Origin of the sequence: Stenotrophomonas sp. CFBP 13718, from assembly GCF_014842145.1 — a bacterium.
Classification (GTDB): Bacteria; Pseudomonadota; Gammaproteobacteria; order Xanthomonadales; family Xanthomonadaceae; genus Stenotrophomonas.
On record NZ_JACYVC010000002.1, the window covers coordinates 385,457 to 407,277 of the forward strand.

At 65.9% G+C, this 21,821-nt stretch carries 18 protein-coding genes; 3 read left to right on the top strand and 15 right to left on the bottom strand.

What is annotated here, in order from left to right:
• The first annotated feature begins 69 nt into the window (after positions 1-69).
• A complete protein-coding gene (locus IFT58_RS05205) occupies positions 70-810 on the top strand; it encodes a 20S proteasome subunit A/B (protein WP_192094089.1) in 741 nt (246 codons plus the stop codon).
• 33 nt (positions 811-843) lie between these two features.
• Here the strand turns inward: IFT58_RS05205 and IFT58_RS05210 are convergent, their stop codons facing one another.
• From IFT58_RS05210 to IFT58_RS05220, 3 genes are all read right to left on the bottom strand, one after another.
• Positions 844-2,355 carry an ATP-binding protein gene (locus IFT58_RS05210; RefSeq protein ID WP_192094090.1) on the bottom strand — a complete coding sequence of 504 codons (1,512 nt, stop codon included), beginning with the start codon at positions 2,353-2,355 and terminating at the stop codon, positions 844-846.
• A gap of 138 nt (positions 2,356-2,493) precedes the next feature.
• Positions 2,494-2,853 (bottom strand): hypothetical protein, encoded by a 360-nt coding sequence (locus tag IFT58_RS05215; RefSeq protein WP_192081255.1) that lies wholly within the window; start codon positions 2,851-2,853, stop codon positions 2,494-2,496.
• A 130-nt stretch (positions 2,854-2,983) separates the two neighbouring features.
• A complete protein-coding gene (locus IFT58_RS05220) occupies positions 2,984-3,361 on the bottom strand; it encodes a BON domain-containing protein (protein ID WP_188326163.1) in 378 nt (125 codons plus the stop codon).
• 169 nt (positions 3,362-3,530) lie between these two features.
• On the opposite strand from IFT58_RS05220, the gene IFT58_RS05225 reads away from it, so the two are divergent.
• Positions 3,531-4,580 carry an oxidoreductase gene (locus IFT58_RS05225; protein WP_192094091.1) on the top strand — a complete coding sequence of 350 codons (1,050 nt, stop codon included), beginning with the start codon at positions 3,531-3,533 and terminating at the stop codon, positions 4,578-4,580.
• A gap of 74 nt (positions 4,581-4,654) precedes the next feature.
• Here the strand turns inward: IFT58_RS05225 and gnd are convergent, their stop codons facing one another.
• The 8 genes from gnd to IFT58_RS05265 all read right to left on the bottom strand — a co-directional run bounded on the left by gnd (position 4,655) and on the right by IFT58_RS05265 (position 13,168).
• Entirely contained in the window at positions 4,655-5,560 is a 906-nt protein-coding gene (gnd, locus tag IFT58_RS05230; RefSeq protein ID WP_188326161.1) for a phosphogluconate dehydrogenase (NAD(+)-dependent, decarboxylating), read from the bottom strand.
• A gap of 5 nt (positions 5,561-5,565) precedes the next feature.
• The gene (locus tag IFT58_RS05235; protein WP_192094092.1) at positions 5,566-6,858 is read right to left on the bottom strand and encodes a hypothetical protein; all 1,293 of its coding nucleotides are present in this window, start codon (positions 6,856-6,858) and stop codon (positions 5,566-5,568) included.
• Positions 6,859-6,860: 2 nt separating this feature from the next.
• On the bottom strand, positions 6,861-7,436 hold the full coding sequence (locus IFT58_RS05240) for a DUF2242 domain-containing protein (protein WP_192081252.1): 576 nt from the start codon (positions 7,434-7,436) through the stop codon (positions 6,861-6,863).
• Positions 7,437-7,551: 115 nt separating this feature from the next.
• A complete protein-coding gene (locus IFT58_RS05245; protein ID WP_192081251.1) occupies positions 7,552-9,729 on the bottom strand; it encodes a carboxy terminal-processing peptidase in 2,178 nt (725 codons plus the stop codon).
• 277 nt (positions 9,730-10,006) lie between these two features.
• Complete coding sequence (gene lipA / locus IFT58_RS05250; RefSeq protein WP_188326157.1) at positions 10,007-11,020, bottom strand: lipoyl synthase; 1,014 nt, start codon at positions 11,018-11,020, stop codon at positions 10,007-10,009.
• 42 nt (positions 11,021-11,062) lie between these two features.
• On the bottom strand, positions 11,063-11,734 hold the full coding sequence (gene lipB, locus IFT58_RS05255; protein WP_192094181.1) for a lipoyl(octanoyl) transferase LipB: 672 nt from the start codon (positions 11,732-11,734) through the stop codon (positions 11,063-11,065).
• 14 nt (positions 11,735-11,748) lie between these two features.
• Entirely contained in the window at positions 11,749-12,027 is a 279-nt protein-coding gene (locus IFT58_RS05260) for a DUF493 family protein (protein ID WP_192081249.1), read from the bottom strand.
• Positions 12,028-12,175: 148 nt separating this feature from the next.
• Complete coding sequence (locus IFT58_RS05265) at positions 12,176-13,168, bottom strand: CsgG/HfaB family protein (RefSeq protein WP_188326155.1); 993 nt, start codon at positions 13,166-13,168, stop codon at positions 12,176-12,178.
• A gap of 268 nt (positions 13,169-13,436) precedes the next feature.
• Here IFT58_RS05265 and IFT58_RS05270 point away from each other — a divergent pair, with 268 nt between their 5' ends.
• Positions 13,437-14,498 carry a lipid A deacylase LpxR family protein gene (locus tag IFT58_RS05270; protein ID WP_192094093.1) on the top strand — a complete coding sequence of 354 codons (1,062 nt, stop codon included), beginning with the start codon at positions 13,437-13,439 and terminating at the stop codon, positions 14,496-14,498.
• A 110-nt stretch (positions 14,499-14,608) separates the two neighbouring features.
• Here IFT58_RS05270 and IFT58_RS18915 read toward each other — a convergent pair whose 3' ends face one another.
• From IFT58_RS18915 to IFT58_RS05285, 4 genes are all read right to left on the bottom strand, one after another.
• Positions 14,609-14,740, bottom strand: coding sequence for a hypothetical protein (locus tag IFT58_RS18915; RefSeq protein ID WP_274602800.1), 132 nt, complete (start codon positions 14,738-14,740; stop codon positions 14,609-14,611).
• A gap of 117 nt (positions 14,741-14,857) precedes the next feature.
• Positions 14,858-17,083, bottom strand: coding sequence for a YadA-like family protein (locus tag IFT58_RS05275; protein ID WP_192094094.1), 2,226 nt, complete (start codon positions 17,081-17,083; stop codon positions 14,858-14,860).
• 205 nt (positions 17,084-17,288) lie between these two features.
• Positions 17,289-20,870: an ESPR-type extended signal peptide-containing protein gene (locus tag IFT58_RS05280; protein ID WP_192094095.1), complete on the bottom strand. Its 3,582-nt coding sequence runs from the start codon at positions 20,868-20,870 to the stop codon at positions 17,289-17,291.
• A gap of 197 nt (positions 20,871-21,067) precedes the next feature.
• Positions 21,068-21,490 carry a hypothetical protein gene (locus IFT58_RS05285; protein WP_192094096.1) on the bottom strand — a complete coding sequence of 141 codons (423 nt, stop codon included), beginning with the start codon at positions 21,488-21,490 and terminating at the stop codon, positions 21,068-21,070.
• Positions 21,491-21,821: the final 331 nt, after the last annotated feature.

A 21,821-nucleotide genomic window follows, 5' to 3' on the forward strand; every position in this document is an offset into this window, starting at 1 on the left:
GGGGGGGAGATAATGCCGTCGTAACGGCAGTACCCTTACCATTGGACCGCACTTGATGGGGCGATGCCAATGACTTATTGCGTCGGAATCGAGGTGGACGAGGGCCTGGTCTTCGCCGCCGACACGCGTACCAACGCATCGGTTGACGATGTCCGCATACATCGCAAGCTGCATGTCTTCGACTATCCGGGCCAAGCGGTTTTCGTGCTGATGGCTGCCGGCAACCTCGCCACCACGCAGTTGCTGGTGTCGCGCCTGCAACGGGATGTGGAGGAACAGCGCGAGCCCAACCTGCGCAGCCTGCGCCACCTGTTCGAAGTCGCCGAGTACGTCGGCGCCCTGCTGGTGGACAGCCAGGTGAAGTGCCGCGACGTGGAGCATGGGCACGATGGGGTCAATACCCAGGCGACGCTGATCCTTGGCGGGCAGATCGCCGGCGAGGGACCAGGCCTGTACATGGTGTATCCCTTGGGAAATGCGATATCGGCTTCGCCTGAAACGCCCTACCTGCAGATCGGCGAATCCAAGTACGGCAAACCGATCCTGGACCGCATCATCCGGCCTCATACCCGGCTGGATGACGCAGCGCGGACAGCCGTGGTTTCCCTGGATTCCACCATCCGTTCCAATCTTTCGGTCGGCCTGCCCCTGGACCTGACGCTGATCCGCCGCGATGAACTGCACATCGGCGGGCAGTTGCGTCTGAGCGGCGACTCGCCCTTGTATGCGGACATCCATCACAACTGGGCGCACCGACTGGAGCAGGCGGTCGCCGCCTTGCCGCGGTTCCCCTGGGAACAGCAGATGTAGCGACGCGGCGGTGCGCGCCGGACGTGCTTGGCGCTACGTCGTCAATGCCGTTGCCACGGAGTGGAAGACCTGCTGCATGTCCAGCGGCTTGCGCAGCACGTGCACGTCAACGCCCTCGGCAACGGACAATTCGGCGTCATCGCCTTCATCAAGCATCAGCAGCGCCGTGCCTTGGAATCCCTGCGCGGCGAGTTCGGCCAGCAGTGCATGGGCAGGCAGCAACGCAGCGCCCCCATCCAGGATGGCCAGCGCCGGCATCGCATTGGCCTGCAGCATCCGCAGCGCAGCGGCGCCATCGGAAGCGAGGTGCAACAGATAGCCTTGGCTGGACAACGCATTCCCCAACAAAGACAAGCGGGTCGCCTCGCCATCCACCACCAGGACGGCGGGGCCAGTACCGCGCACTGCGGGCGGATGGGACACCTGATCCGCTTCGGACGGATCACTGAGGGGCAGGTGCAGGTCAAAGCGAGTGCCCTGCCCCGCCACGCTGGTGACCTCGATACGCCCTCCGCAGCTTTCGATGATCCGCTTGCACGACGTTAGCCCCAGGCCGGTACCGTCGGGCTTGGTGGTGAAGAAAGGACTGAACAACTGGGCGAGCGTCCCGGCATCCATGCCGATGCCTTCGTCGGTGACCGTAATGCACAACCAGAAGCGGCCCTCATGGCGCCCCGTGCGCTCGGCGCGAAGCCCCAGCCGTCCCCCGTGCGGCATGGCCTGCAGCGCATTCAACGCGAGGTTGAGCAGCACCTGCTGCAGTTCGGTGAAGTTGCCCTCCACCGTCAGGTCGAGGTCGTCCTGCCGCACCTCCAGTGATACGGCCGCAGGCAGGCTGCCTCGCAGCAGCAGTTGCACCGCCTCGAACAAGTGACCCACCGGTACCCGCTCGCTGGGCTTGCGTGACCCCCGCACGAACGACAGCATCGATTCGGCCATTTCGTGGCCACGGCGCCCGCACTCGGCGATGACATCGGCCATGTGTCGCAGTTGCGGATCGTCGGTGCGGGCCTTCAGCAGCTCCGGCATGATCAGCAGGGGCTGCAGGATGTTGCGCAGGTCGTGGCTGAGCCCTGCCGCCAGCAGCGAAAGACTCTCCAGGCGCTGCGCGCGCATCAACTCGCCTTCCACCCGCACCCGGTCGCTTTCGGTACGCGCATCGCGCACGGCGCGCGACACTGCCGCCGGCAAGCGAGCAGGCTGGTGCTTGAGAATGTAGTCGTTGGCCCCCCGTTGCAGTGCAGCCACCGCCGCCTCTTCGCCGGTGGTGCTGGTCAGGAACAGGAACGGCAAGGCGGGCTGGACCTGTCGCACCACGTCCAAGGCACGGAAGCCGGAAAAACCGGCCATGGTCAGCTCCGCGAGCACGACATCGGGCTGGAAGTCCTGCAGCGCGCCCAGCAACTGCGCTTCTTCCTCCACCCGCTGGAAGCTGGCCCGCATGCCGGCGGCGAGGATCTGTGCAATGACGCGGTCCGCATCCTCAGGCATGTCTTCGACCAGCAGGATGCGCAGATCGCCTGTTTCAGCCGCTTTTACTGCCATGGTGTCACCTGGCCTCCCTAGGCCGATCCCCTATCCCACTCCACGTCGCCGCCCCTCGCGTGCCCGCCGCCCCACCCGGCGGTTCGCGTGAAGCCACTATAGTCCAGGGTGACGGCGTCCGTGCAAGACCTACCCGGGTCAGCCGTGCGACTTGCGCAGGGTCTGGTCAGCTTGCCGCCAGCTGAGTGCGGCGCGCGATGAGGGTGTGGCTTGGGGGCTGCCTGCAGCCTGCGGTCCGGACATGTTGAAAATGGAACTGCCGAAGGTCCAATAGGCCATCGAACCCAGTGCGGCCAGTGTGGTCACCGCGACAAGTGCCCGCCGCCAGTTGACGCGGCTGGCTCCGTTCACCGGGACGGTTGCGCTGGGCATCGCCAGCGGGGCGTTGCCAGCATCCACCAGCAGCAGCCGATGCTCCGTCGGTTGAGTGCGCGACACCGACGGCGGCGCACTGTTCGCCGAGCCAACTGCCGACCCTGTGGAAACGACAAGCTTCATCACGACGTCCAATCAGCGAAACAGCCGATCATTTGACCAAGCGTCGGCTGGCCCGGCCAGCGTCAACAACGACAAAGGCGCCTTGAAGGCGCCTTTGTCATGAAGCAGGTTCAGCCACTCGGGAGACGGCTTACTTCATCGGGGTTGCAGCAACTTTCAGCTGCGCCGCATCCACGCGGGTCACGCCCTTGATGTTCTTGGCGGTGGCCACGGCCTTGTCGTGCTCGGCCTTGTTGGCCACGTTGCCGCTCAGGCTCACCACACCATTGACGGTGGTGACGCTGATATCGGTAGCCGGAACGTTGCTGCTGACCGCCAGGTCACCCTTCACCTTGGTGGTGATCCAGGTATCGGTTACCGGCTCGTTGGAGTCATGGCGATCTGCATGGGTCTTGTCGTGGCCGGCATGCATGTCCTTCTTGTCCTGATCATTGGCCATCGCCAGCGGCGCTGCCAGCAGCATGCCCAGGCCGATGGTCGCGGTGAGCAGTTTCGAGTTCGTCTTCATGGTGCGGTCCTCCTCGTTGGTGGGTGAAGTGTCCCGTAATGGGCGTCCAGCCCGTGTGCGGGCGCCGTCATGCCGGGGTGAACCACCGCGCCGCCAGCGACGACCGTTCATGTTTCATCCTCGGCGCCGGGGCCGTTACGCTGGGCATCCCCCCCATGAAGGAACCGCCATGGCGATCGACCTCCAGCTTGCTTTGATCGGCTACGGCCTCGCCGGACGGGTGTTCCATGCCCCGTTGATCCAGCACACACCGGGGTTGGCGCTGCACAGCGTGGTCAGCTCGCGACGCGATGAACTGCGGCGACACTTCACCGACGTGCACGTGCGTGCGCAACCGTCCGATGTGTTCGACGATCCCGCCGTGGATGCGGTGGTGATCGCCACGCCCAATGACCAGCATGCCCCGCTGGCCATCGCCGCCCTGCGCGCCGGCAAGCACGTTCTGGTGGACAAGCCCTTCGCGCTGGATGTGGCGCAGGCCGAGGCCGTACTGCGCGCGGCAGAGGAGGCGGAGCGCTGTGTCACCGTGTTCCAGAACCGTCGCTTCGACGCGGATTTTCTGACGCTGAAGGCGGTGCTGGACAGTGGCCAGCTGGGCGACGTCGCCGAATGTCATTCGCATTTCGATCGCTTCCGGCCGCAGGTACGTGACCGCTGGCGCGAGCGCGATCTCCCTGGCGGTGGCCTATGGTATGACCTGGGTCCGCACCTGTTGGATCAGGTGGTGCAGCTGTTCGGCTGGCCACAGGCCATTACCGCGGACCTGGACTGCCAGCGCGCGGCTGGCAGCATCGACTACCTGCATGCCGTGCTGCACTACCCGCGCATGCGCGCCATCGTGCATGCCGGCTCGCTGGTCAGCGTCCCCTCGCCGCGCTTCACCGTGCATGGCAGCGCGGGCAGCTGGATCAAGCACGGGCTGGACGTGCAGGAAGCGCAACTGGCTGCGGGAAAGGCGCCCGGGGCGCCGGGCTGGGGGCTGGATCCCCACCATGGCGAGCACAGCTGGGTGGATGGCGAAGGCAACCTGCAGCACCGTACCGTGGACAACCTGCCCGGTGACTACCGCCGGATCTACGCCGCCTTTGCGGCAGCGGTCCGCGGCGATGCAACGGCCGAGGTCCCCCCACGGCAGGCGCTGCAGCTGATGCAACTATTGGATGTGGGCAGGCGCAGCGCCGCCGAGGGCCGCACCATCCGGCTGGAACCTGCAGGGTAGCGCCGAGCCACGCTCGGCGGCGTTTCGGGGTGCGCCGTGGATCCGCCGCGCAGGGCGCGGCGCTACCTCGCGGATCAGCTTTTCTTGATGGCGTGCCCGCCGAACTCGTTGCGCATCGCCGACAACAGACGGTCACTGAAACTGTTCGACTGCCGCGAACGCAGGCGCTCGAGCAGGGCCAGGGTGATGACCGGCGCGGGCACGTCCAGCGCGATGGCCTCGGCGACCGTCCAGCGTCCTTCGCCGGAGTCTTCGACGTAGGGAGCGATACCGTCCAACGACGGATTTGCCTGCAGGGCCTTCGCGCTCAGATCCAGCAGCCACGAGCGCACCACGCTGCCATGGCGCCACACCTCGGCCACCTGGGCCAGGTCCAGCTCCAACGCTTCCTTGCGCTCCATCAAGGCGAAGCCCTCCGCATAGGCCTGCATCATTCCGTACTCGATGCCGTTGTGGATCATCTTGGTGTAATGCCCCGCCCCGCTGGGCCCCACGCGTGCCCAGCCCTTGTCGGCGGCGGGTGCCAACGTCTGGAAGATCGGCGCCAACGTTTCTGCTGTTGCGGCATCGCCGCCGATCATCAGGCTGTAGCCTTCCTGCAATCCCCACACGCCGCCGCTGGTGCCGCAGTCCAGATAGAAGATGTCATCGTCGGCCAGCGAACGGGCACGGCGGATGGAATCCTGATAGTTGGAATTGCCCCCGTCGATCACCACGTCGCCCTCGGCAAGGTGAGGCACCAACTGCGCCAACGTCTGGTCCACGGTATCGCCGGCCGGCACCATCAGCCACACCACGCGCGGTACCGGCAACGCCGCCACGGCCGCGGCCAGCGAATCGAACACCGCCATGCCCGTTTCCGCTGCGCGCGCACGTGCCGCTTCCATCGGATCGTGGCCGACGACGCGGTGGCCACCCTGCTGCAGACGCTGGGCCATGTTGGCCCCCATCCGGCCCAGGCCGATCATTGCAATATCCATCTGTTTCACCTTTGCGTTGGGGGACCGGGGCGGGGTGCGCCCTGCGATCCGGAATCAGAAGTCAGGCTGCCTGGCATGCCGGTCACCGCGCAGTGGCGCAACTGCGCCTGCTGCCAGCGCCGATACAGCGAGGTGTGCAGTGTGTGCATCGTCAGCTCCACGGTGAACGGCGTCCGCGGATTACGGTCCAGCAGGCGCGCGATATGGAAGCCGATGGGTTTTATACCGCGCGGGTGGACGAAGATCAGGAACTGCCGGTAGAACGGATCGTCCAGCAGGGCGTCCATGCGCGCTACCAGCGCGGCTTCGTCCGCGGTCAGCGACGCGCGCAGCGACGGATCGCGCTCCGCCAGCAGGCGCTCGAAGAAGCGCACGCCGCGTCGGGGTATCTGCCCGGACAGCGCCCACAGCGCCTGGTTGCGCTCGTCATACCAGCCCAGTCCGCCGTGCACACGCAGCGCCTCGGCGGCCTCGGCACCCACGTCCACCACGATGAAGTTCTCGGCCTGGTTGTTGAGGTCATCCAGCGTGTCGCGGCCGAAGGCATGGGTGATGTAGCCCGGCGCGCCCATGAACGCCTGTCGCCCCATCGCCGCGGTCCGCACCGCTTTGCCATCCGCGAACGGTTCAGTGGCCTGGCGGCCGAGCAGGATGCTGTCGGTGTCGTGCAGGCCAACGAAGGTGCCAATGCTCACCTCGCCCGCAGTGAACGCCTGATCGAAGCCTGCATCGCCATGCAGTTCGCGCTGTGTCGCCAGCTGGGCCACCTGGCGGCCAACCCCGCATTCGCTGCGTACCGCACCGTGGTAGAAGGCGTCCATTGCCGCGCTGTTGCGGGCAACAGGCTGGTAGCCACGGCCGAAGCTGCGCGTGCGCTCCCACCCCTGGTCAGCCGCCCCCCGCAGACCGAAACCGATCCAGCCCAGTTGGAGGCCGGAGAACCGGTAGCCTTCATTGTCTTCAAGCGCGTGGGCCGCCTGCCTCGCGGCGTCACCCACGCGCATCGCATAGGCGCACAGCGTGGCGGGATCGTCCAGAAGCTGTTGCATGAGGGCCGTCCGCGAGGGCGGGTCCAACTGCAGGGGCAGGACCACCTGGAGGTCACCGTGGGCGCGTGCGTCCTGCAGGTCAGCACGTGTGCAGACCGGCCCGCCCTGTACGACAGGCGTGCTGATCGACGCATCCGTGAAGCGCCATCCCAGCCGCTCCAGCAGCCCCTGCATGCAGTCCGCAGGCACGGGCGCAGCGATCGCCGGCATGGCCAGCAACACGCCCAGCAGGCTCGCTACTGCGCGCATGCTCAGCGCAGTCCGTCGTCCACCGTGTCGGCCGGCGGCGACGGCGTGGCGGCCGCAGGGGCGGTCACCGGCAGGTACTGCTGCAGGCGCTGGAAGAAACGACCGTAGAAATCGCCATCCTGCACCGTACTGCTGGCTACTTTGACCAGCGAATCATCATTGCTGCCGAAAGGCAGCGACACCGAGCCCAAGGCACCCACGCCCACGCTGGCCGAGGTCGGGCTTTTCTTGAGTGCATAGCGATCCTGCACCGCGCTGACGAAGACCAGTGCCTGGTCGGCACGCGGCGCGCAGGATATCCGCAGGACCAGCTGCTCGTGGTCATCATCGCGCGGTTGGAAGTTCTTGCTGCCTTCCACGGCAGTGTTGTCGGCACGCGCGATCGCATACCCCTGGCTGAGCAACGTGCGGCGCGCCGCTTCGCAGGCTTCGCCGGGGGATCCATCGACGGTACGGGAGTACATGTCGCCGGAATCGAACGACTCGCGCAGCAGCATGCTGTCAGCCGCACGACCGCCACCGCAGGCGCTGAGCGTCAGCGTAGTGAGGGCAGCGAGGAACGGAAGGCAGGGGCGCATGGGAACTCCGGGCAGATCCATCGGCATGAGGGTAGCCGGGTGCCTGTTGGCGTGAGGTCAGGGATGCCGGGGGAAAGGCCCTTTCGCGGTGGCGAAAGGGCCCCTGGTTCACTACTCAGTCTGCCCAGCGGCCAGCACCGGTGGACTGCGGCAGCACCTGGGCCGACAGCGGGCGGTCCACTTCCAGCAGATTCACGGCATCGGCCAGGATCGAAGCAGACTCGCGCAGCAGCGGGTCCGGGCGCTTCTCGGCGGCCTTTTCGCGTGCGGCATCCTTGACGATGTCGCGCTCGTTGCCGGTCAGGCCGTCATCGTTGCTGTCATCGGCCAGCGGATCCAGATCCAGCCCGAGCTCCTTGCGTACCGCCTGGCGGTCCGTGCGCTGCTTGTCCTGGCGTTCACGCTCGGTGCGACGCTCCGCTTCGTTCAGCGAGATGTACTTCTTCGCCTTCTCCGCACGGAACTGCTCGACATCTTCGTTCCACCACTGGAACTCCTTGTCGGCCGCGATGCGCGTGTCATGGCGGGTTTCCAGCTTCGGCAGCAACGGACCAAAATTGCCGTACTGGGTATGCGGCACGGCGGCGATGCGGGTCCACGGCAACGCGTTGTCGTAGGTGCTTTCGCCGTACTCGCTGGCATCCACGCTGGCCGGGAAAGCCAGATCCGGCACCACGCCCTTGTGCTGCGTGCTGCTGCCGCTGACGCGGAAGAACTGGGCGATGGTCAGTTTCACCTGGCCGAAGCGCTGGCTGTCGCCACTCGGCCAACGATCCAGGTCGACGATGTTCTGCACCGTGCCCTTGCCGAAGGTTGTTTCACCGATCACCAGCCCGCGGCCGTAATCCTGGATGGCGCCGGCGAAGATCTCCGACGCCGAGGCCGAGCCGCGGTTGATCAACACCGCCAGCGGGCCGTCCCACGCCACCACTTCACTGCGGTCGCTGTTGACGGTGACGCGGCCACCCGACTCACGCACCTGCACCACCGGGCCCTGTTCAATGAACAGACCGGTGAGCTCGATCGCTTCGTCCAGCGAACCACCGCCGTTGTTGCGCAGGTCCAGCACCACACCATCCAGCTTGTCGGTCTTGAAGCCGGCCAGCAGCTTGGCGACGTCGCGGGTGGCGGAGGCGTAGTCGGTCGCGTTGCGACGGCGTCCTTCGAAATCCTGATAGAACGTGGGCAGCTTGATGACGCCGACCTTGCGCGCGGGCTCGCCGTCCTTGCCCGGGATGGTCAGGGTTTCGCCCTTGGCAGCCTGTTCGGCCAGGCGCACCTTCTGGCGCGTCAGCACCAGCGTGTGGTGCTTGCCGTCCACGCCCTCTTCGGCCGGGATGAACTCCAACCGCACCTGGGTGTCCTTGCTGCCGCGGATCTTGGCGACCACGTCGTCGATACGCCAGCCGATCACATCTTCGATCGGACCCGAGGTGCCCTGGCCGACGCCGACGATGCGGTCACCGGGCTTGAGCTTGCCATTCACTGCAGCCGGGCCGCCGGCAATGATCTCGCGGATCACCACCATGTCGTCCTGGCGCTGCAGCTGCGCGCCGATGCCTTCCAGCGACAGCGACATCGCCTGGTTGAAGTTCTCGGCCGTGCGCGGGGTGAAGTAATCGGTATGCGGGTCGACGGCACTGGTATAGGCGTTGAGGAAGAACTGGAACACGTCCTCGCCCTTCAGCTCGCCCACCGACTTTTCCAGCGTGGCGTAACGCTTGTCCAGCGTGGTGCGGATCTCATCCGGCTTCTTGCCGGCCAGCTTCAGTCGCAGCCAGTCATTCTTGACCGACTTGCGCCACAGCTCGTCCAGCTCGGCGTCACTGGCCGCCCACGGCACATCCTTGCGGTCGTACTCGAACCGCTCGTCGGTGCTGAAATCAGGCTCGCGCTTGAGCAGGCTGCGGGCATAGCCCACGCGCTGCGCAACGCGCTGCTTGTACACCGCGAACACCTGGAAAGCCGGCTCCAGCTCGCCGCCCCGGATGGCCGTGGCGATGCCCGCCTCGAACGGGGCGAATTTCGCCACGTCCGCCTGGGTGAAGAACTGCTTGCCGCCGTCCAGCGACTCCAGGTAGCGCTTGAATACGTCCTTGGACGTGGCTTCGTCGAGCGCACGCGGCCGATAGGCGTACCGGCTGTCGGAGAGCAGCCCATACACAAGCTTGGAGGTGGTCGCCTGATCGGCCGTGGCCGCCGACGGCAGCGCGGGGGCATCCGCCTGCGCGGCCAGCGACAACGGGGCAGTCAGTGCCAGGGCAATCAGGAATACGGGGGCTTTGAATTTCATGGAGTTGCTCAGGGCACCTTGCCGAAAGGAAGACTGCGTGCATTTCAGACACCACGACAGTGCCGAAAGTTGCGCGCTTTGTCACCCGCGTTCATGCAACGCGGATTTCCAGCGTAGACCGGTGCCTGTAGCAAATTGTGAACGAGCGGCTTTTCCGCGAACGGCCCGCTGCGCACGCCGACCAGGGGTCGCTGAGCTCCGGTAACGCCGACCCAGGGTCGGCGAGCAATCCCTGGTAGCGCCGACCCATGGTCGGCGAGCGCAGCGGCGCAGAGCGTCAGGCGACGCCAGCGCCCTTGGCCTGCACGTCGGCGTGGTACGACGAGCGCACCATCGGGCCGGACGCCACATGGCTGAATCCCAGCGCGTAGCCGTAGTCTTCCAGCGCCTTGTAGTCCTCCGGCGTCCAGTACTTCAGCACCGGATGGTGGTGGGCGGTCGGCTGCAGGTACTGGCCGATGGTGATCATGTCCACGTCGTGCGCACGCAGGTCACGCATTGTGGCCTTGATCTGCTCGAACTCTTCGCCCAGCCCCAGCATGATGCCGCTCTTGGTCGGCACGCCCGGATGCTGCGCCTTGAAGTTCTTCAGCAGGGTCAGCGACCACTGGTAGTCCGCACCCGGCCGCACGTTGCGGTACAGGTCCGGCACCGTCTCGATGTTGTGGTTGAACACATCCGGCGGGTTCTGCGCCAGGATCTCCAACGCGCGCTCCATGCGGCCCTTGCCCCGGAAGTCCGGGGTCAGCACTTCGATACGGGTGCCCGGGGATTTCGCGCGGATGGCGGTGATGCAATCCACAAAGTGCTGGGCACCACCGTCGCGCAGGTCATCGCGATCAACGCTGGTCACCACTACATACTTCAACCCCATGTCGGCCACGGTCTGGCCCAGGGTCGCCGGTTCACTGGCATCGGGCGGCTTCGGCCGGCCATGCGCCACGTCGCAGAACGAGCAGCGTCGGGTGCAGACCTCGCCCAGGATCATGAACGTGGCCGTGCCATGGCTGAAGCACTCGTGGATGTTCGGGCAACTGGCTTCTTCGCAGACCGTCACCAGACGGTTCTCACGCAGCTTGGCCTTCAGGTTCTGCACGGCATTGCCCGAAGGAATGCGCACACGGATCCACGACGGCTTGCGCAGCACCGGGGCATCGGCGAACTGCACCGGCGAGCGGTTGATCTTGTCGCCGCCCAGCTGTTTGACGCCTGCCTGCAGGGGCGCGGCGGCGGGAGCGGGTTCGCCCTGCAGCATCTGCAGGGGAATGGAGCGGGCAGTCTGTTCGGTCATGATGTTCCCGGCGGCAACGCGGCCGCATGGTGTCAGTTCAAGTCAAGCGGACAAATCGGGCAGGTCCGGCGTCGGCTGCAGCAGCAGGCCGAACTGGCGGGCCAGCTGGTCCAGCAGCACCGGCGTGACGGCGGCCAGGCCGGACGGACCCCCCAAGTCTACCATCGTGGTCACCCGCAGCCCTTCGTAGCCACAGGGGTTGATGCGGTGGAACGGCTCCAGATCCATGGCGACATTGAAGGCCAGGCCATGGAACGTGCAGCCACGCCGCACGCGGATACCCAGCGCAGCGACCTTCGCCCCGCCAACGTACACACCGGGGGCGCCGTCCCGGCGCTCGGCGCCGATGTTCCACTCGCCCAGCGTATCGATGATGGCCTGTTCGATCCGGCACACATAGTCGCGCACGCCGATGCCCAGCCGCGGCAGTCGCAACAGCGGGTAGACCACGATCTGGCCGGGGCCGTGATAGGTCACCTGCCCGCCGCGGTCCACCTGCACTACCGGGATGTCGCCGGGGGCCAGCACATGTTCGGGTTTGCCGGCCTGGCCGAGGGTGAACACCGGATCGTGCTCGACCACCCACAGCTCATCCAGGGTGTCGTCGCTTCGTTCGTCGGTGAAACGCTGCATTGCGCGCCACACCGGCTCGTACGCTTGGCGGCCGAGATCACGGACGATGGCAGGCTGCGGCCGACGGCCAGCGGCCGTCACTACCGCCGTTGGCGCTAGATCGTCCACTTTACTTCCGGGTGCTCGCGCAGCACCTCGTGGGCCAGGTCGTACTGGGCGCGGTCGCGGGCGGCGAACGCCATGCGCACGGACACGTACTTGCCGTTGGACGAGTGTTTCCAGCTGATCTGTTCGGTCAGCACCTCGATGCCGGCCGCAAGCAACAGCCTGGGGAGTTCCACTTCAAGACCGGAGTTGGCCGGGCCCATGGCGCTGAGCTCGAACGTGCCGGGAAACTGGAAGCCGTGTTCGGGATTGTCGGATTTGATTTCCATCCGCCCATTATCGGGCTGGTGAAGATCAAACCCAAGGGGGGCGATGAACCCCGCTGCGTTCGCCGGGCGAGGCGCGGCGCTACCGATATCCTGGGTAGCGCCGACCCATGGTCGGCGAGCGCAGCGGGCGTTCGGCAGGTGACTGCCCTTACTTGGCCAGCTGCATCAAGGTCGAATTGACCCAGCCCTTGTTGCCCATTTCATCTTCCACTTCCCACATGGTGCCTTCCTTGACGCCGGTCGGGTACAGCAGCATGCCCGGCTCCAGGTCGCGTACCGACGCGCCGGTGCCCTTCGCATTGGCCAGCAGACGACCGGCTTTCAGCATGGTCACCGCCTGGCTGCTGTTGGCAGCGGACGCGTTCTCCGGCAGGCCACCCAGCTCGGCCACCATGTTGGTGTACGCCTGCAGGTAGGCCAAGGTGATCACCTGGCCGAGCTCCGTGTTGGCATAACCGCCCACGCCCATCGCGCCGATGCCGCCGCCGCCGAACAGGCCGCCACTGGCGCCCCAGCCGAGGTCGGTCTTCTTGGAATTGCCCTCGACGATGGCGACCTGCTCGGACGAACGCACATCGGTCAGGGTCAGGGTGACGTCGGCCGTCTTGCTACGGAAGTTCAGCCCACCCACCACCGCGCCCGCCTTGCCGCCGATCAGCCCACCCAGCAGGCCGCCGATGGCGTTGCCGCTGGCATTGTTGTTCTGCGAGATCAGGTCCGGCACCAGGACATAGTCGGCAGCGCGGATCTGGCCCTTGCCGATGTTCGAGCGGCCACGCAGCTCGCCTTCCGACGCCAGCGCGCGTTCGGCCTGTGCGGCGGCCATGCCCACGCCGCGGTCCACCAGGGTGAAGCACTTGGACTTGTTGACGAATACTTTGATCAGCTTGGACGGCGCCGGCAGCTGCTGGCCGGTCCACCAGTTCACCGTGTCCTCCGGTTCGATCACCGAGATCGAGCCGAGCGGCTTGCTGCAGACCGGAATCTGCGCCTGTCCCTGCTTGCCCTGTTCCTGGGCGGAGGTGCGGCTGGACGCGAAGCTGTCCCGCAGACCGGCAGACGCCGGGGCACTGACAGCCATCAGGCCGACGCCCAGCACGGCGGTGACCACGAGGGTGGCGAACGAATTCTGTTGGGTCATTTCTGTTGTCCAGCGCTCTGGCCCGTTGCGGGCAAAGCGCAATCCATTGGGTTGAGAGAGGCCGGTGGCGGCAGGCCAGGATCCTTGAAAGCGCCGGGGCGCCGGCGCAGAGGATAAGACACCGCCTGCCCAACGGCAACCTCAGCTGAACGCCGGCCCGAGGGGTCGGGGCACAGAACAGAGCAATGCATGTGACGTCATCGACCTGCCTTCACATAGGCGATACCGTGAATGCGCGAGAAACGACAAAAATCCATCTTGGAATCCCATGCACCCAACGCGCATTGCAGCAGCTATCGGACTGACCGGCCTGCTGGCCGTGGCCCTCCCCCTCCACGCCGCCGAACAGTGCAGCCAGAGCGCGTTGGCTGACCATCCCCCGCAGATCAACTTCCGCGTGGACAACGACCTGCTCGGCGGTGCCGACCAGGATCAGGGATATACCAACGGGGCGCAGATCACCTTTGTCTCGCCGAATCTGGTCGACTTCACCAACGACCCGTGCCTGCCGCGCATGGCGCGCTGGGTGAACCGCCATCTGGAGGCCCTGCACCCGGGCGAGTTCGAACAGCAGAACATGATCTTCAGCGTCGCCCAGGGCATTTTCACCCCGACCGACTTCACCCGCCGCGACGTGATCGAAGATGACCGCCCGTATGCCGGCGTGTTGGTCGGCAGCTTCGGCTACAACGCCCGCAGCGGGAACTACCTGCAGACCACCCAGTTTACCTTCGGCGTGGTCGGGCCCTGGGCGCAGGGCAAGGAAGTACAGGACGCCGTGCATGACCTGCTGGACGACGACAAATTCCAGGGCTGGGACAACCAACTGCACAACGAACCCGTGCTGATGCTCACCCACGAGCGGATGAACCGCTGGCCGCGCGATGCCACGGACAATGCCAGCGGCTGGGGCTGGGACGCGATCAGCCATTACGGCGGCGCCGTCGGCAACCTGGCCACCCACCTGAACGCGGGCGGCGAAGTGCGCTTCGGCTGGAAGCTGCCCGATGACTTCGGCAGCACCCCGCTACGCCCGGCCGGTGAAAACACCTCACCGTCGCGTGGCGGCCGGCCGAGTGGCTGGTCATGGCATCTGTTCGCCACCACTGACGCGGCGTGGGTGATCCGCGATATCACCTTGGACGGCAACACCTTCCGCAACAGCCACAGCGTCGACAAGAAGCACGTGGTCGCACAGGGCGGCTACGGCGTGGCCGTGATGCGGGGCCGCTGGAAATTCGCCGTGGCGCGTTACCACAGCACCAAGGAATTCGACGGCCAGCGGCAGTCGCCGATCTTCGGCAGCTTCACCATCAGCCGCAGCTTGTAACCGGCGCCGATCCACGCCGATCCACGATCCGCCGACCACGGCTCGGCGCCACGTGCCGCCCCACCGGTAGCGCCGAGCCATGCTCGGCGAGCGCAGCAGCGAGGCGGCGCTCAGTCGCGGCGTGACAGCCGACGCAACGGCCTGCGCCGCAGCGAGCGCCGACGACGGCGTGCAGTGAACTCCTCGGCAAACACCAAAGTGAAGCGGCAGACGAACTGAAGTACGGGTGTGATCCTGTTCATGACCTGATCGTTGCAATCAGCCCAGCAAGCGCCCATCAGACCGGTCGTCTTTGCTTGGCGGCGCCGCCGCACTCACCTGCGATCTCTTGATCGCAGGTGAGCCGGCATGCTGCGGTCTTACCAGCCGAAACCCGCACCGAAGCCGACCGACGCATCGTCTCCGCTCAAGGCGCCGCCCAGCGTCACCGTCGCACGATCACTCAGCGCACGCTGGTAACCCACCGACAGCGCCGATTCACCGCCCTGAAAGCCCACACCCACGCCGACCCGATTGTCGGTGCGCACGCCGGCGGCGCTGGTGGCCATGTTGAGCATGGCCGCGCTCATCGCACCCTGTCGATCAATGCGACGGTCCATGTTGCGCAGGCGGCCATCCACTTCACCGCGCAGCCCTTCAAAGCTGTCGTTGAGCGCACCCACTTTTCCATCGGTGTAACTATTGGCCGAGGCCACGCCGCGGTCCAGTTGGCCCTTGTTGACCCCATCGGTGTCTGCGGTACCCTCGGCCACATGGGTCAACTGACGCTCGTTGCCAGCGCTGCCCACCGATACCGAGTTTGGCCGGTCAGCCACCGAGCCTTTGCCCAAGGCGACTGAATTGTCCGCAGTGGCCACCGCGCCATCGCCCAAGGCCACCGCGCCCGCACCACTGGCCACTGCCCCGGTGCCGATCACTGCAGAGGGCGTCGGCGTGGCAGAAGTAGACACTGCTACTTCTGCTGCCGATGCCGCCGCGGACGGTGTGCGTGCCGCTGACGACCCCGCTGACGATGCCGCATCCAGCGTGCCGACACGCGCCGGTCCGGCACCCGCCACGCGCTGATCGATCTCGCTGACCTTGCGGTCCAGCGCACCCAATGCGTCGCCCACGTTGTGATAGGCGCTGTTCTGGATCGAATAGGTTGGTGCGACGAACGCACCCTGCAGGCCCACGCTGGCACCCCCGCCGAGCAGGCTGGCGGTATTAGCCAGTGCCCGGAACATCTGCCCACCGTTGATCGCCTGCATGCTGCCGGCAGCGACTTGACCATCGGCTAGATTATTGACGATGGTGCCACGGGTGCCACCCAAGCGTGCGCTCGCCAGGCTGGTGTCGTCGTAGGTCACCGCACTGAGAAGCGTGCCGCTGGCCGGATCCAGCACGCCTGCTGCCTTCAGCTGGGCGATGGTGACCGCCTCGTCATCCTGTAGGCCATTGGCCAACCCGCCAAGACGGCGCCTGCCTGCCGTGCCGGCAATGTTGACCCGGTCACCGCCCTTCGCCGTGGCAACATCCACGCTACCGCGCGCGGCGTCGAAGGACACCAGGCCGAAATCACCGTTTTCCAGTTTGCCTACCCGCTCGTTGGTAGCGAACAGCTGCGAACCATTCACTGCATCGGTGCTGCCCGATGACAGCGCACCGGCGGCCAGGTTGACGATGCGGCGCTGAAGACCGGTCCCGGCGTTGCCCACCGATACGGTGTTGGCCTGATCGGCCAGGCTGGATGCGCCCAGTGCCACACTGTTGGTGGCCAACTGGGTCGACACCGTGGCGCCGGTGCCCAGGGCGAGCGATCCATCCGCAGTGACAGAGCTGTCGCGACCGATAGCGACCGCGCCATTGGGGGTAATCCTGCCGAAGCCGGCCCTTGCGCCCTCACCGATCGCGATGCCACCGGCATAGGTCACCAGGCTGTTGGCGCCGATGGCCACCGCGCCCCTGGCGTTGTACGCGGTACCGGCGTTGGCGCCGTCGCCGATCGCCACGCCACCGGTGGCGAACGCCGTGTGTGCGCCCACCGGCGCCACGCCGTTGATCGGCGCACCGAAGGCAATGTATTCAGAACCGGTTGCGGTGCTCACTGCGGCGTTGAGCTGCCGCAGGTTCACCGCATCGGTGGCGGCAGCGCCGTCGGCCAGCCCGCTGATCCGGTGGTTGGTGAAATTGGCCGCTGAATTGAACGTGGCCGGCCCTTCGATAGCGACGCCCGCGTTGCCGCGCAGCAGCAACCGCCCGTCAGTGAATCCCTGTACGAGAGAACTGGACTGGAAGGAGCCGTTGGATCCGATGGCACCGGAGCCGTTGGCCAGCGCGAAGGAAAAGTACCCACCACAGGCCGAGGCGCTGTTGGTGCCGGCATGCGTCCATAGCCGGCCGCTGCCACCCAGGGCCCCGTTGGGGCACAGCGACAGCGTGCCGCCCGTGGGGATCACCTGCGCCGATGCAGCACCGGGAACAAGAGCCGCCAATGGCGGCAGCGCCAACACCACACTGATGGCCAGCCGACGCTGTACACGGGACAGCTGCCAGTGCGCGCGCGATGCAGCACGGATGCTGCGGGAGGGGGAATGTTCGATCAAGGGGCAGCCTCTAGGCGCCAGCGCACTGTCGATGGACGGCGCGCTGAGGGAAAATGGAGAGGGATGAGTATCGGGCGGTGAATTTCCGGCCCCCATCGGACGGGTCCCACACTGTTGTAGAACAAAAAAAATGGCCCGCGATCCAAGGATCGCGGGCCATCACGTCACAGCAGCATCAAGCCTGCCGTGCGGTCATCGCACTTGCTTACCAGCTGAAACCGGCACCGGCCGACACGCTCTGGTCGCTGCCACTGAAGGCACCACCCAGCGAGACCGAGACGTTCTTCTTCTCGCCCAGGATGCGCTGGTAACCCACGGCCAGTGCACTGCGGCCGTTCTGCGAGCCGATACCGGCACCGACGCGGTTGTCACCGTTCAGGCCTGCGGTATTGATGGCCATACCGGCGTATGCAGCGCTGATTGCGCCCATGCGGTCGATACGCTTGTCAACGGCCTGGAAGCGGCTGTTGCTCCAGTCACGCTCGGCAGCGAAGCGGTCATCCATCTGCTTCAGGTTGACCGCATCGGTCGGACGCGTACCAGCGGCCACGTTGCCGATGACGCGCTCTGCACCCGGGGCACCGACAGACACTTCGCGCTCACGGTCAGCGATGGAGCCGCTACCGATGGCCACCGAGTCCTTGCCGGCCGCCGAGGAACCGCCGCCGATGGCGACTGCACCGTCGCCGCCCGCTGCACCGGCACCACCCGGGGTACCGTCGCCGATCACGATCGAACCTGCACCCTCACCGGCACCGATCATGCCTTCACCCGGGGCCGGACCCGGACCCGCACCCTGGCCCGGACCGCCGATCGAACCGTCGCCCACGCCACGTTCGATGGTGCCCACGCGGCCATCCAGTGCAGACCACTTCGATTCCCAATCGGCATTCATCTGGAACAGCTGGCCACCGTTGATGGCTTCCATGCTGCCCGCGCCGATCAGACCATTGCCGACATTGCCGAGCACCGTACCTCTGCTGCCGCCCAAGGTGGCACGAGCCAGGCTCATGTCGTCGTACACCACCGCACCCAGTGCTTCGCCATCCCGATCAACCAGGCCAGAGGCCCTCAGCTGTGCGATGGTCGCCGCGTCGGTGTCGGCCATGCCATTTTCCACACCGCTCAGACGACGCGGCCCTGCAGCGCCACCCACGTTGACCACCGTACCGCCGGTGGCCGCTGCGATGCTGACATCGCCGGTAGACAGGTCCTGCTTCACCAGGCCCGCGGTGCCGTTGGACAGGTCCTGCACGACGGTGTTGAGGTTGGTGATATCACCTTCGTTGGTGGTAACGCGACCATCCAGGTTGGTGATGTCGTTCTCGTTGACAGCCACACGGTCATTGGTCGTCTTCAGCTGCGAACCGTTCACCGCATCGGTGCTGGTGTCGGTCAGGTCGCCAGCGGCCACGCCGGTCAGCTTGCGGTCACCGCTGCTGCCGGCGAAGTTGACCGCAGCACCACCGGTGGACTTGCCTACGGTCAGTTCTGCATCCGTACCGGCCTGCTGCACCAGACCCACGGTGCCATCGGCCAGCCCGTCCAGACGGGTGTTGATGGTGGTGATGTTGCCTTCGTTGGTCGTGGTGCGGCCATCGATGTTGGTGAGGGCATCACCGACGTTGTTGTACTCAGTGCCAGCAGCGCCAATCCTGTAGGTCGGGCCGGTGATGGTGCCGTCCGGGTTGACGGTTGCATTGCCACCCAGGCCAGCCGTCACATCCTTCAGCTGGGCGATGTTGGCCGCATCGTTTTCGGCCATGCCGCGGGCCACGCCGCTCAGCGTGCGATCCACATCATTGCCGGCGAAGTTCACCTTGGTGCCATCCTTGCCGGTGGCCACGTTGACCGTGCCGGTGGAATCGTCGTAGGTCACCAGACCTTCGGTGCCGCCGATCAGGCCGTCCATGCGCTTGTCCACCGCCTTGAAGCCTTCACCCACGCCGGTGTAGTCCCTGCCACCGATGTTGTAGACCGGCTTGGTGATGGTGCCATCTGTGCCGACTGCGGAATTGCCACCCAGGCTATCAGCCACGCTCTGGGCGGTGCCGTACAGCTGCGAACCGTTGATTGCTTCGTTGCTGGCGGCACCTACCGTGCCGGCGGCAACACCGATCAGCTTGCGGTCATCGCTGGTGCCGGCGAAGTTGACGGCAGCGCCACCGGTGTCCTTGCCCACGGTCAGTTCTGCATCCGCATCGACCTGCTGCACCAGACCGGCCGTGCCGTTGTTGAGCTTGCTGATGGCGGTCGTGTTGCCGTCAATACTGGTCGTGTTGTTAGTGGTGCGGCCATCAATGTTGGTGAGGGCATCGCCGACGTTGTTGTAAACGTTGCTGCCCACGCTGTAGCTCGGCGCGGTCACCACACCAGTGATGGGATCGATGGCCGCACTGCCGCCCAGTGCAGCTGCGACGCCGCTGCTGATCGCACCCACGCGCGCGGTCTGGGTGGTGATGCGGCCGTTGGTGGTGTTCAACTGCGAGCCGTTGATGGCCTGCGTGCTGCCTGCGGCCACACTGCCGTTGGCCACACCCGAGACGACGCGTGATGCCCCGCCCTGACCGGCGAAGCTGACCGAACCGCCGCTGATGTCCTTTGCGACCTGCACCGTCTCGCTGTCCACGTCGTAGCTGACCAAGCCGACGCCGGCGGCCATGCCGCTGACACGCGTATCCAGATCACCCAGCGCACCGCCGACATTGTTGTAGATCGTGCCGTCCTTGAAGGCATAGTTCGGGCCGGTGACAACGCCGGCGGCGTTGATATTCGCGCCGCCGCCAAGACCGGCAATGACCGGGGTCAGCTGGCTGACGTTGACGGCATCGGTCGCAGCGGTGCCGGCGCCCATGTTGACGATCTTGCGCTGCGCGGCTGCAGTGCCTACCGAGACGGTGTTGGCGACGTCTGCCAGTGAGCCTGCACCCAATGCCACGGCACCCGCTGCGGTGGCCGAGCTGGCGCTACCGATCGCGACGCCGTTCGGTGCGTTCTGCACGCTGCCGAGAATAGCGACTGCGTTGGCGGAGTTCAGGACCGGAGTTGCATACGCACTAGCAGTACCGCCTTGCGGCGTAACAACAAAAGCACCGCTGCTACCGGCATCGACCTCTACGAAATTGTTACCCAGCAGGATTGAGCTGGCGCCTGCATTCCGGAGCTGGGACCCGATTGCGATAGCGTCAGCCGCACTTGCTGTCGAGGCATCGCCGATCGCAATGGCGTCATTCAAACTCGCGTTGGCCCCATTGCCGATACCAATGGCGCGATCCCCCCCAGCGGAGGCTGCGAGGCCCATCGCTACGGAATTCAGGCCTGCTGCGGAGGCGGTGACACCGGCTGCAGTAGAGCCGTCACCCGTAGCGAGGGCGGAAAAACCTAGTGCGGTTGAACTGACGGCAGTTGCTTGACTGTTGCGGCCGAGAGCAACGGAATTGGCCCCCGATGCCGAGGGAGCGGTGGAACCGTTGACGCGGGGATCGCCGAAGGCCAGATTGTCCTCAAGTGTCCCAAGCTGCTGGGTGCCGATGCCGCCTGACATGGTTGTCGTCGAAGACGACTCCTCGCAACGCAGGCCGTCGGCCGAGACCGCTTCGTTCACCGCGCACTGCAGCGCAGTCGGCGAGTCGGCAGCCAGTGCGGCACCGGCCGGCATCACCAGGGCAACGGCCATGGCGGCGGCAAGGCGGGTGCGGCTCTTCTTGCCGCGCGATGCGGTCAGCTCGGAGGCCACGGCCCACGTCCCGGTAGAAAGATTGAAGATCAGTTTGTAGACAGCATTCATGAGGGTTTTCCCGATGAGTGCGCGACGGGATCCGTCGTGCTGGTGACTGCGATGGCGTTATCTGAGTTCCGGGTTTCCGGAATTACGCCATCGTTCTCTTTCGGGTGTTTTGACCCCATCGGTCCGGTCCTAGAACGCCGCCACGCTCCCGTTCCCTACGGATTCGTATGGGTTTCCAGCAGCAGCGGGGCTGGGACTCATACGCCCATGGTGGGGGCGTGTAGCGCGCTGGCAGCCGAATCCGCCAGACAGCGCGCAGCGTGCAGCAGACCGTCGATCTCACACGCACCCAGTTGCTGATCAAGCTCGGCTTCGCTGGCGGTCAGCTGAGCGGCGTGCAGCAGGCGCAGCACGCTGGCCAGGCTGTGCAGGCAGCGGCTGGCGCTGGCCAGGTCGTTGCAGCGGCCCGCGTTCAGTCGATTCTCCGCCCACGGCGATCCGTTGGCGCAGCGGTCCGGCTTCATCTGCTGCAATTGGGCCAGCAGCGCAGGCTGGGGCGTTGGCGCGGCGGCCTCGGCCAGCTTGGCGGCGATGCGCTCGATGTGGGCCGGCGATAGCGTGTTGGCGGCGTCGCCGATCAGGGCGTGCAAGCGTGCATTGGCGGACTGGCGTTCAAGCATGCAGGGATACCTCGCAGTGCGTGCGGGCCACCTGCCGGAATGCAAGGTGGCGGACGGTGCGGGTTGGCATACCGGTGAGCGTGTCGCCACAGAAAGACATACCGGCGGGATCCCGGGATCCCCCACGCACCGTCCGCCGCAGACGCGGAAGTCGGTGCATTCTGCTCAATGCTTTGCGTGCATCAAGTCTGTGACAACAAAACGCTCTTACAGGATGCCAATCCCGGCTGGTGCGGTTGCAACCAGCCTGCACAGCGTGCGGGTGCTTGGACGAAAGCGTCTATCAGGCAACCTGTAAAGAGTGCGGTAGCGCCGCGCCGTGCTCGGCGGA

What these genes read in the sequence shown, in the direction of transcription:
- IFT58_RS05205 (WP_192094089.1), top strand. Translation starts at nt 70, where the DNA reads ATGACTTATTGCGTCGGAATCGAGGTGGACGAGGGCCTGGTCTTCGCC.
- IFT58_RS05210 (WP_192094090.1), bottom strand. Translation starts at nt 2,355, where the DNA reads ATGGCAGTAAAAGCGGCTGAAACAGGCGATCTGCGCATCCTGCTGGTC.
- IFT58_RS05215 (WP_192081255.1), bottom strand. Translation starts at nt 2,853, where the DNA reads ATGAAGCTTGTCGTTTCCACAGGGTCGGCAGTTGGCTCGGCGAACAGT.
- IFT58_RS05220 (WP_188326163.1), bottom strand. Translation starts at nt 3,361, where the DNA reads ATGAAGACGAACTCGAAACTGCTCACCGCGACCATCGGCCTGGGCATG.
- IFT58_RS05225 (WP_192094091.1), top strand. Translation starts at nt 3,531, where the DNA reads ATGGCGATCGACCTCCAGCTTGCTTTGATCGGCTACGGCCTCGCCGGA.
- gnd (WP_188326161.1), bottom strand. Translation starts at nt 5,560, where the DNA reads ATGGATATTGCAATGATCGGCCTGGGCCGGATGGGGGCCAACATGGCC.
- IFT58_RS05235 (WP_192094092.1), bottom strand. Translation starts at nt 6,858, where the DNA reads ATGCGCGCAGTAGCGAGCCTGCTGGGCGTGTTGCTGGCCATGCCGGCG.
- IFT58_RS05240 (WP_192081252.1), bottom strand. Translation starts at nt 7,436, where the DNA reads ATGCGCCCCTGCCTTCCGTTCCTCGCTGCCCTCACTACGCTGACGCTC.
- IFT58_RS05245 (WP_192081251.1), bottom strand. Translation starts at nt 9,729, where the DNA reads ATGAAATTCAAAGCCCCCGTATTCCTGATTGCCCTGGCACTGACTGCC.
- lipA (WP_188326157.1), bottom strand. Translation starts at nt 11,020, where the DNA reads ATGACCGAACAGACTGCCCGCTCCATTCCCCTGCAGATGCTGCAGGGC.
- IFT58_RS05260 (WP_192081249.1), bottom strand. Translation starts at nt 12,027, where the DNA reads ATGGAAATCAAATCCGACAATCCCGAACACGGCTTCCAGTTTCCCGGC.
- IFT58_RS05265 (WP_188326155.1), bottom strand. Translation starts at nt 13,168, where the DNA reads ATGACCCAACAGAATTCGTTCGCCACCCTCGTGGTCACCGCCGTGCTG.
- IFT58_RS05270 (WP_192094093.1), top strand. Translation starts at nt 13,437, where the DNA reads ATGCACCCAACGCGCATTGCAGCAGCTATCGGACTGACCGGCCTGCTG.
- IFT58_RS18915 (WP_274602800.1), bottom strand. Translation starts at nt 14,740, where the DNA reads ATGAACAGGATCACACCCGTACTTCAGTTCGTCTGCCGCTTCACTTTG.
- IFT58_RS05280 (WP_192094095.1), bottom strand. Translation starts at nt 20,870, where the DNA reads ATGAATGCTGTCTACAAACTGATCTTCAATCTTTCTACCGGGACGTGG.
- IFT58_RS05285 (WP_192094096.1), bottom strand. Translation starts at nt 21,490, where the DNA reads ATGCTTGAACGCCAGTCCGCCAATGCACGCTTGCACGCCCTGATCGGC.